Genomic DNA, 8,875 nt, shown 5'->3' with positions numbered 1-8,875 from the left:
GGGACGACACCGGTGAGATACGGGATGAACGGCACCATGCCGGCGACGGTGAACAGCAGCGACGGGTCGCTGGTCACGAGCGAGGCCGACGGGACGATCGTGTGGCCGTTGTTCTCGAAGTAGTCGAGATAGCGCTGGGCGATGTCAGCGGTCTTCATGCGGTCCTTCGTGGTGAGACGCGGCTCGGCCGACGACCGGCAGCGTCGGTGGTTCAGTCTGCGTTCTTGTCGGTGACGCGATCCGCCGCCTCCGAAGCGGCGGACCTGGTCGACGCCACGGCCTCGGCCGCGACATCGGCCACGCTCTCGACGATGCCGGTGATGCGGGCTTCCTGTTCTCGGTAGGCGTCGCCCATCCGATCGGTGAACTCCCCGATGCGGGAGTCGACCTCGGCGAGCAGCTCATGCCCGCGCGGGTCTTTGTTCACCACGTGCGCGGCGACGAATCCCCCCGCGACGCCCAGCAGGAACCACACGACGTTCTTCATGTCACGGTCTCCTTCGGTGTCCAGACACGACTCGCTCCATCGTAGGCGGTCGGCGGGGAGTGCAGGGGACGACGAAGGGCGCCGGGTCTCCCCGACGCCCTTCGAACGAAACGCTCAGCGCGCGGCGTACCTGTACGCCGCAGCGCTCAGCGCGCTGCGTAGTACTCGACGACGAGCTGGACGTCACAGGTCACGGGCACCTCGGCGCGCTTGGGGCGACGCACGAGCCGGGCCTGGAGCTTGTCGAGCTCGACCTCGAGGTAGCCGGGAACGGGAGGCAGCACCTCGGCGTGACCGCCGAGAGCGGCGACCTGGAACGGCTCCATGCCCTCGCTCTTGGGCTTGACGTGGATGAGCTGGCCCGGCTTCACGCGGAACGACGGGCGGTCGACGGTCTGGCCCTCGACCATGATGTGACGGTGCACGACCATCTGACGGGCCTGCGCGGTGGTGCGGGCGAAGCCGGCGCGCACCACGAGGGCGTCCAGACGCATCTCGAGCAGCTCGACCAGGTTCTCACCGGTCAGGCCGTCCTTGCGGCGGGCCTCGTTGAACGCGATGCGCAGCTGCTTCTCGCGGATGCCGTACTGCTCGCGCAGACGCTGCTTCTCACGCAGACGAACGGCGTAGTCGCTGTCGGCCTTGCGCTTGTTGCGACCGTGGGGACCGGGACCGTAGGGACGCTTCTCGAGGTAGCGGGCGGCCTTGGGGGTGAGCGCGACGCCGAGCGCGCGCGACAGGCGGACCTTGCGGCGGTCCTGGGACTTCGTAGCCACGAAGACTTCCTTCCGATGACGTGGCCGCGTCTCTCGCGGCTCACGGACGTATCTCCCCCTCCTCGCCCGATCCGGACTGCACGCCGGGACACGCCGGATGGTTGTCGAAGAGGAGAGGGGATGCCCGAAAACGCCGTTTCGAGCCGACCAAGTCTATCAGAGCTCGGACGCCGCCTCAGCGGGGGTCGCCGTCGTCGAGGATGCGACGGATCTTCTCGACGCGGGCGCCGATCTCCCGCTCGTTCCCGCGCGCGGTGGGCTCGTAGTAGCGCCGCCCCCTCAGATGGTCGGGAAGATACTGCTGGCGCGCGACCCCCACGTCGAGGTCGTGCGGATAGACGTATCCCTTGCCGTGCCCGAGTCGCTTGGCCCCGGCGTAGTGCGCGTCCCGCAGGTGGATCGGCACGCCGCCGAACCCTCCGGCGCGCACGTCGGCGATCGCCCGGTCGATCGCCAGGTATGCCGCGTTCGATTTGGCGGCGGTGGCGAGATACGCCGTCGCCTCGGCCAGCGGGATCCGCCCCTCCGGCATGCCGATGAACTGCACCGCATCGGCGGCGGCGACCGCGATCGGGAGGGCTTGCGGGTCGGCGAGACCGATGTCTTCCGCGGCGGAGATGATCAACCGGCGCGCGATGAACCGCGCATCCTCTCCCGCCTCGATCATGCGCGCGAGGTAGTGCATCGCTGCATCGGCGTCGGAGCCGCGGATCGACTTGATGAACGCGCTGATGACGTCGTAGTGCTCATCGCCCTGGCGGTCGTATCGCAGCAGTGCGCGATCCACCGCTGCTGCGACGTGATCCGCGGTGACGGTCGGCACCGGCGGCTCGGTGGACTCCCGCGCGTCGTCACCGCTCCCGGCCTCATCGCTCTCAACCTCATCGCTGTCGGCTTCAGTCGGCTCGGGACGAGCCAGCACGGCCGCGGCCTCGAGCGCGGTCAGCGCGCGGCGAGCGTCGCCGGACGACAGGCGAATGAGCGCGGCGCGCGCTTCGGGGTCGACCGCCACCGTCGCCGCCAGACCACGGGGATCCTCGACCGCCCGGTCGACGAGGAGTCCGAGGTCGTCGTCGGTCAGCGGACGCAGCGTGAGGAGCAGCGATCGCGACAGCAGCGGCGAGATGACGGAGAACGACGGATTCTCCGTGGTCGCGGCGATGAGCACCACCCAGCCGTTCTCCACCCCGGGAAGCAGGGCGTCCTGCTGCGCCTTGGTGAAGCGGTGGATCTCGTCGAGGAAGAGGATGGTGGACTGCCCGTACAGGTCGCGCTGGGTCAGGGCGTCCTGCATCACCTCGCGCACGTCCTTGACGCCGGCGGTGATGGCGGAGAGCTCGACGAACCGGCGGTTCGACGACCGCGCGATGGCCTGCGCGAGGGTGGTCTTCCCGGTGCCGGGCGGACCCCACAGGATCACCGAGGTCGACCCGGCTGTCGCGGCATCGGGGTCTGCGAGAGCGACAAGCGGCGACCCCTTGCGCAGCAGATGCCCCTGCCCCGCCACCTCGGCCAGACTCGCCGGACGCATGCGGACCGCGAGCGGGGTCTGCCCCTGGAAAAGCGCCGACGAACTCACCTCCGAAAGGCTAGTCGCACCAGCGGACACGGTCGCGTCATTCGGCCCGCTCGGCAAGCCTCGGAATCGACGCGGATAGGATCGACGCGGCCGGTAGGCCGTGAGGAGGATCGGTGGCGAAGAACGACCGGAAGACCCGCGACATGCGCGAGCGGGCGAGGCTGTACGAGGCCCGCCGCCGCTTCCATGACGAGCGCATCCGGCGGCGCACGCGCGACAACGTGCTGGCGGGGGTCATCGGCGGTGTCGTGCTGGCCGGCGTCATCGCCCTGCAGACGGTGTACTTCACGGCCGGTCCCGGCGTGCCGATCCCGGAGCCCACGGAGACCACGGTCGTTGAGCCGACGGCCACTCCGACGCCAACGACGACCGAGCCGACCGAGGGTATCTCTCCGAGCCCGACGTCGAGCCCGTGACCGGCATCGGCGCCGAGCGCCGCTCGTACTAGGCTGTCACCGTCCATCCCCCGCAGACGGCCGCGTGCCGTGATGAGGTGCTATCCGTGACTGCCGCAGCAGACTCCCCCGTCGATCCCCAGGCCTCCGAGACGCCGTCGACCGAGCACGAGGGCGACTCCACCGCACCGGCCACCGACGATGCGGTCTCCTCCCCCGAGGGTGCGGCCTCTGCCGCTGATCCCGCTGCGGAGAGCGGGTCGTGGGGTCGCGTCGACGACGACGGCACGGTATCGGTGCGCGAGGGCGACGCGTGGCGCGTCGTGGGCCAGTTCCCCGACGGGTCGCCGGCCGAGGCGCTGGCGTATTTCGAGCGCAAGTACGCGGACCTGGCCGGAGAAGTGACCCTGCTCGAGGTGCGGCATCGTCGCGGCGGAGCATCCGCCACGGATCTGCGGGCCGCCGCAGCGGGCGTGATGATCAAGGTCGACGGCGCCGCCGCCGTCGGCGACCTCGCCGGACTCACCTCTCGGCTTCAGGCGCTGGTGACCGAGTTGAGCGCGGCCAGCGCGACGGAGGCCGCCGCCGCCAAGCAGGCCGTCGACGATGCCGTCGCCGAACGCGCCGCCATCGTCGAAGAGGCCGAGGCGCTTGCCGCCCGCGATCCCCAGACCGTCCAGTGGAAGCAGGCCTCGGCCGAGATGTCGGCGCTGTTCGAGCGCTGGCAGAAGCATCAGCAGGACGGGCCGCGACTGCCCAAGTCCACCGGACAGCAACTCTGGAAGCGATTCCGCGACGCACGTTCGACGGTCGACAAGCACCGACGCGAGTTCTATGCGCAGCTCGACGAGGCGCACAAGGGCGTCCGACAGCGCAAGAACCGGCTCGTCGAGCGCGCCGAGGCTCTCGCCCCGCAGGGGGAAGACGGCATCGCCGCGTACCGAGCGCTCCTGGACGAGTGGAAGGCGGCGGGACGCGCCGGCAAGAAAGCCGATGACGCCCTGTGGGCGCGCTTCAAGGCGGCCGGCGACGCGCTCTTCCACGCCCGATCGGAGCGTGCCGCCGCCGACGCCGAGGCGTCGAAGGAGAAGATCGAGGCCAAGAAGGAGCTGCTCGCGCAGGCCGCTCCGATCGTCGACGAGAAAGACCTCGCGCGGGCCCGGGCATCGCTGACGGCGATTCAGCGCCAGTGGGACGACATCGGGCGCATCCACCCGCGGGAGACCGAGCGGGCGCTCGATGACGACCTGCGCAAGATCGAGCAGAGCGTCCGCACTCGGGAAGACGCCGACTGGAAGCGCAACAACCCCGAGACCAAGGCGCGGGCGAATGACATGACGCGCCAGCTGAACGACGCGATCGCCAAGCTGGAAGCGGATCTCGCCGACGCCGAGGCGGGCGGTGACGCGCGCAGGATCTCGGAGGCACGAGAGGCGCTGGAAGCTCGCCGCGCTTGGTTGCGCGCACTCGGCGGCTGATTCCACAGATTTCGCAGGAGGTCGTCACGAGCGGTCGCGTCGCGCACACAATGGCGACGTGACCAACGCCTTCCTCTACTTCGCCGGGCACCGGCTCTCGATCGCGGAGCTGACGGCGGCGCGTCTGGACGGCGACGTCGTCGACGTCGGTGACGCGTGGATGCCGTCGGACGCCGTGGAGACGACGGAGATCAGAGCGGCATCGCTCCGCCTCCTCGCCCCGGACGCGCTCACCGTCAGTCTCGTCTCCGCGGCGTGGGTTCACGGCGCCGTGAACGACCCGCCCGCAAGACTGACGCTGTGCCGTACCGAGAACGCACGCCTGCACCACGTCTTCGATCGACGCATCGTCGTGCACGATCGAGGCGTGGATCGCGTGGACCGGCGGCGCTACGGCGGCGTGTGGGTCACGACGCCCGCGAGAACGCTCGCAGACCTCGCGCGCGCCGACGACGAGCATGTGCGCGGGGTCACCGCCACCCTCGCCCGGCTGCATCCCTATGCCATCCCCGAGGCGCTGCAGTGGTTCGCGGCACGAGGACGGATGCCTCACCGGCGACGGGCGACAGCCCAGCTCGAACGCCTGGCCGAGGCGCTGCTCACGACGAGGTGACGCGGTAGACGTCGTAGACGGCGTCGACGCGGCGCACCGCGTTCAGCACGCGATCCAGGTGGACGATGTCGCCCATCTCGAAGACGAACTTGCTGATCGCCAGCCGATCATTCGACGTCGAGACCGAAGCCGACAGGATGTTGACGTGATGCTCGCTGAGCATGCGGGTGATGTCGCTGAGCAGGCCGGAGCGGTCGAGGGCCTCGACCTGGATCTGCACCAGGAAGACGCTCTTGCCGGTCGATCCCCACTCCACGTCGATGAGGCGCTCCGAGTCCTTCATGAGCGCCTTGACGTTGGTGCAGTCGGCGCGGTGCACCGAGACGCCGCTTCCGCGGGTGATGAACCCGACGATGTCGTCTCCCGGCACCGGTGTGCAGCACTTCGCGAGCTTGACCAGGATGTCGGGAGCCCCGCGCACGAGCACCCCGGAGTCGCCGGCACGGGGCTGCCTCGACCGTCCCACGATCGGGATGTCGATGGGCCCGGTCGCCGTCTCCTCAGCGGCGACGAGGGCCGTCACCTTCTCGATGACCGATTGGGTCGACACGTGCCCCTCGCCGACAGCGGCGTAGAGCGCGGAGACGTCTTCGTAGCGCAGCTGCTGAGCCACCTCCGAGAAGGAGTCCTGGCGCATGAGCCTCTGCAGCGGCAGGTTCTGGCGGCGCATCGCCCGCGCAATCGACTCCTTCCCCTGCTCGATCGCCTCTTCGCGGCGCTCCTTCGTGAACCATCCGCGGATCTTGTTGCGAGCACGGGTGCTCTTGACGAAGCCGAGCCAGTCCTGACTGGGGCCCGCGTCGGGGTTCTTGGAGGTGAACACCTCCACGACGTCGCCGCTGGTCAATTCCGTCTCCAGGGGAACCAGGCGCCCGTTGACCTTCGCCCCCATCGTGCGGTGGCCGATCTCCGTGTGCACCGCGTACGCGAAATCGACCGTCGTCGCACCGGCGGGGAGTCCGATCACGCGCCCCTTCGGCGTGAAGACGTAGACCTCCTTCGCGCCGATCTCGAACCGGAGCGAGTCGAGGAACTCACCGGGATCGGCGGTCTCCGCCTGCCAGTCGGAGATGTGCGCGAGCCAGGCCATGTCGGCGTCGACCGACTTGCCGGTCGCCTTGCCGCCGGCCATCTGCTCTTTGTACTTCCAGTGCGCGGCGACACCGTACTCCGCCTGCTGGTGCATCTCGTGCGTGCGGATCTGGATCTCGACGGTTCGTCCGCCGGGACCGATGACGGTGGTGTGCAGCGACTGGTACAGATTGAACTTCGGCGTCGCGATGTAATCCTTGAATCGGCCCGGGAGGGGTGTCCACCGCGCGTGGATCGCCCCGAGAACGGCGTAGCAGTCGCGCACGCTGCCGACGAGCACGCGGATGCCGATCAGATCGTAGATGTCGTCGAACTCCCGCCCGCGGACGACCATCTTCTGGTACACGGAGTAGAGATGCTTCGGGCGACCCATGACCCGCCCGCGGATGCGGAGGTCGCGCAGATCGGAGTCGACCGCATCGATGACGTTCTGGACGTACTCCTCTCGCTGCGGCGTGCGCTGCTTGACGAGGCTGTCGATCTCGGCGTAGAGCTTCGGGTGGAGGACGGCGAAGGAGAGATCCTCCAGCTCCGACTTGATGGTCTGGATACCCAGGCGATGCGCCAGCGGAGCGTAGATCTCGAGCGTCTCGGTGGCCTTCTTGGCCGCTTTGTGCGAGGGCACGAATCCCCACGTGCGAGCGTTGTGCAGGCGATCGGCGAGCTTGATCACCAGCACCCGGATGTCCTTGGACATCGCCACGATCATCTTGCGGACCGTCTCGGCCTGAGCGCTCTCGCCGTACTTGACCTTGTCGAGCTTGGTGACTCCGTCGACGAGCATGGAGACTTCGTCGCCGAACTCCGCGTTGAGCGCCTCGAGGCCGTACGCGGTGTCCTCGACGGTGTCGTGCAGAAGCGCCGCCGCGATCGCCTTCGGACCCAGCCCGAGTTCGGCGAGGATCTGCGCGACCGCGAGCGGATGGGTGATGTAGGCCTCGCCGCTCTGGCGCTTCTGGCCTTCGTGAGCGGCTTCGGCGACGCCGTAGGCCCGCTCGATGACGGTCAGGTCGCTCTTCGGATGATGCGTGCGGACCGTTCGGATGAGCGTCTCGACGTCGTCGCGACGCGCCGCCCGGGAGAAGATCCTGGGCACGAGGCGTCGGAGGGTCGACTGCGCAGGAGGAGCGGCCTCGGTCATCGAGCCTCCTCCCCCGCGCCGGATCCCCTCATCCTACGCCCGCGGCCACGACTCACGCGTCGGCCGGAACGCCCGCGCGCTCGCGTGATTCCCGCACCTTCTCGTCTCGCGCCTTCATGTCCGGTTCGTTCTCGCGGAACAGCGAGTACAGCGGCGCGGCGACGAAGAGGGTCGAATACGCCGCGACGATGATGCCGACGAAGATCGACAGCGAAATGTCGCTCAAGGTCTCGGCGCCGAGCCACGGACCGATGAAGAGGATTGCGCCGACGGGGAGGATGGCCACGACCGTGGTGTTGATCGACCGCACGAGCGTCTGGTTCACCGCGAGGTTGACCGACTCGCCGAAGGTCCGTCCGGAGATCTCCCCGTCCTCGCGGGTGTTCTCACGGATCTTGTCGAAGACGACCGTCGTGTCGTAGAGCGAGTACGCGAGGATCGTGAGGAATCCGATCACCGCCGCCGGCGAGATCTCGAAACCGGCGAGGGAGTAGATGCCGATCGTGATGACGAGCACGTCGACCAGGCCGAGGATCGCGGCCGCCGACATCTTCCAGGTGCGGAAGTACAGCGCGAGGATGAGGAAGGTCAGGGCGAGGAAGATCGCGAGCCCCCACAGCGACTGACGCGTGACGTCCTGACCCCAGCTCGGCCCGATGAACGAGGTCGTCACCTCCGACTCCGGAACGTCGTAGGCCGTTGCGAGTGCGGTGGCCACCTCGCGTGTCTCGGTGTCCGTCATCTGGTCGGTCTGCACGCGCACGGCGCTGTCGCCCACGGTCGTGACCTTCACCGTCGCATCCGCAACCACCGTCTGCACGGCGTCTCCTGCCAACGTCTGGTCGGGCGCGGACAGGCTCGACACCGTGAACTGCGATCCGCCCGTGAACTCGATCGAGAACTGGATGGGGCGGAACAGCGGTACGAGCGCGGAACCGATGACGAGAAGGGCTGCGATGATGAACCACAGCCGGCGACGCCCGACGAACGGGAAGGAGGTCTTGCCGGTGTAGAGGTCGTTTCCGAGCTGACTCATGGAGCGCATCAGTCGTCTCCCTCCTTCGACGTCTTCGCAGCCGGGGCGTCTGCGGCCGCCAGTTCAGCGCGCTTGCGTTCGGCGATCGTCTGTCGCCGTTCGGCCTCGTGGCGGGAGCGCCCGGCGCGCTTGGCCGAGCCGCCTCGACCGCCGGCCGCCACGGGCTCCCGGAACTGCGCACGACCGCGGTAGACCGCGCCGAGCGCTGCGGGGTCCATGCCGGAGAGCGGATGCCCCGAGCCGAAGAACCTCGTGCGGGCGAGCAGCTGCATCACCGG

The 8,875-nt window shown here is 68.8% G+C and carries 9 protein-coding genes and 1 pseudogene; 3 read left to right on the top strand and 7 right to left on the bottom strand.

The genetic code is table 11. The features are described 5' to 3' along the window. From B4E30_RS07580 to B4E30_RS07565, 4 genes are all read right to left on the bottom strand, one after another. Positions 1–158: alanine--tRNA ligase-related protein (locus tag B4E30_RS07580; RefSeq protein WP_286794435.1), on the bottom strand; the 158-nt coding region annotated here is incomplete at its 3' end. A gap of 53 nt (positions 159–211) precedes the next feature. Then, the gene (locus tag B4E30_RS07575; protein ID WP_071043478.1) at positions 212–487 is read right to left on the bottom strand and encodes an ATPase; all 276 of its coding nucleotides are present in this window, start codon (positions 485–487) and stop codon (positions 212–214) included. A gap of 146 nt (positions 488–633) precedes the next feature. Further along, entirely contained in the window at positions 634–1,263 is a 630-nt protein-coding gene (rpsD, locus tag B4E30_RS07570; RefSeq protein WP_071043477.1) for a 30S ribosomal protein S4, read from the bottom strand. A gap of 175 nt (positions 1,264–1,438) precedes the next feature. Beyond that, on the bottom strand, positions 1,439–2,794 hold the full coding sequence (locus B4E30_RS07565; RefSeq protein WP_286794433.1) for a replication-associated recombination protein A: 1,356 nt from the start codon (positions 2,792–2,794) through the stop codon (positions 1,439–1,441). A gap of 161 nt (positions 2,795–2,955) precedes the next feature. Between B4E30_RS07565 and B4E30_RS07560 the strand changes: the two genes are divergently transcribed. The 3 genes from B4E30_RS07560 (at position 2,956) to B4E30_RS07550 (ending at position 5,328) form a co-directional block, all read left to right on the top strand. Further along, a complete protein-coding gene (locus tag B4E30_RS07560; RefSeq protein WP_286794429.1) occupies positions 2,956–3,258 on the top strand; it encodes a dioxygenase in 303 nt (100 codons plus the stop codon). An 86-nt stretch (positions 3,259–3,344) separates the two neighbouring features. Further along, positions 3,345–4,715: a DUF349 domain-containing protein gene (locus B4E30_RS07555; RefSeq protein ID WP_414683194.1), complete on the top strand. Its 1,371-nt coding sequence runs from the start codon at positions 3,345–3,347 to the stop codon at positions 4,713–4,715. A gap of 58 nt (positions 4,716–4,773) precedes the next feature. Beyond that, on the top strand, positions 4,774–5,328 hold the full coding sequence (locus B4E30_RS07550; RefSeq protein WP_286794427.1) for a hypothetical protein: 555 nt from the start codon (positions 4,774–4,776) through the stop codon (positions 5,326–5,328). Here the strand turns inward: B4E30_RS07550 and B4E30_RS07545 are convergent. From B4E30_RS07545 to B4E30_RS07535, 3 genes and pseudogenes are all read right to left on the bottom strand, one after another. After that, positions 5,315–7,561, bottom strand: a complete 2,247-nt coding sequence (locus B4E30_RS07545; protein WP_286794426.1) for a RelA/SpoT family protein — start codon at positions 7,559–7,561, stop codon at positions 5,315–5,317. The genes B4E30_RS07550 and B4E30_RS07545 overlap by 14 nt on opposite strands. A gap of 52 nt (positions 7,562–7,613) precedes the next feature. Continuing rightward, positions 7,614–8,606, bottom strand: a complete 993-nt coding sequence (secF, locus tag B4E30_RS07540; RefSeq protein ID WP_286794423.1) for a protein translocase subunit SecF — start codon at positions 8,604–8,606, stop codon at positions 7,614–7,616. Beyond that, positions 8,606–8,875, bottom strand: a pseudogene (locus tag B4E30_RS07535) (protein translocase subunit SecD); the annotation flags it as partial. The gene secF and the pseudogene B4E30_RS07535, both read right to left, overlap by 1 nt.

Source organism: Microbacterium sp. UBA3394 (genome assembly GCF_002358725.1).
In the GTDB taxonomy this organism is placed as follows: Bacteria; Actinomycetota; Actinomycetes; order Actinomycetales; family Microbacteriaceae; genus Microbacterium; species Microbacterium luteum.
The sequence above is the reverse complement of the archived record's forward strand: the minus strand, read 5'-3'. Positions and strand labels throughout refer to the sequence as shown.

Excerpts from the sequence above, each read along its gene's own strand:
- B4E30_RS07565 (WP_286794433.1), bottom strand. The coding sequence starts at position 2,794 with ATGCGTCCGGCGAGTCTGGCCGAGGTGGCGGGGCAGGGGCATCTGCTG.
- B4E30_RS07575 (WP_071043478.1), bottom strand. The coding sequence starts at position 487 with ATGAAGAACGTCGTGTGGTTCCTGCTGGGCGTCGCGGGGGGATTCGTC.
- B4E30_RS07545 (WP_286794426.1), bottom strand. The coding sequence starts at position 7,561 with ATGACCGAGGCCGCTCCTCCTGCGCAGTCGACCCTCCGACGCCTCGTG.
- secF (WP_286794423.1), bottom strand. The coding sequence starts at position 8,606 with ATGCGCTCCATGAGTCAGCTCGGAAACGACCTCTACACCGGCAAGACC.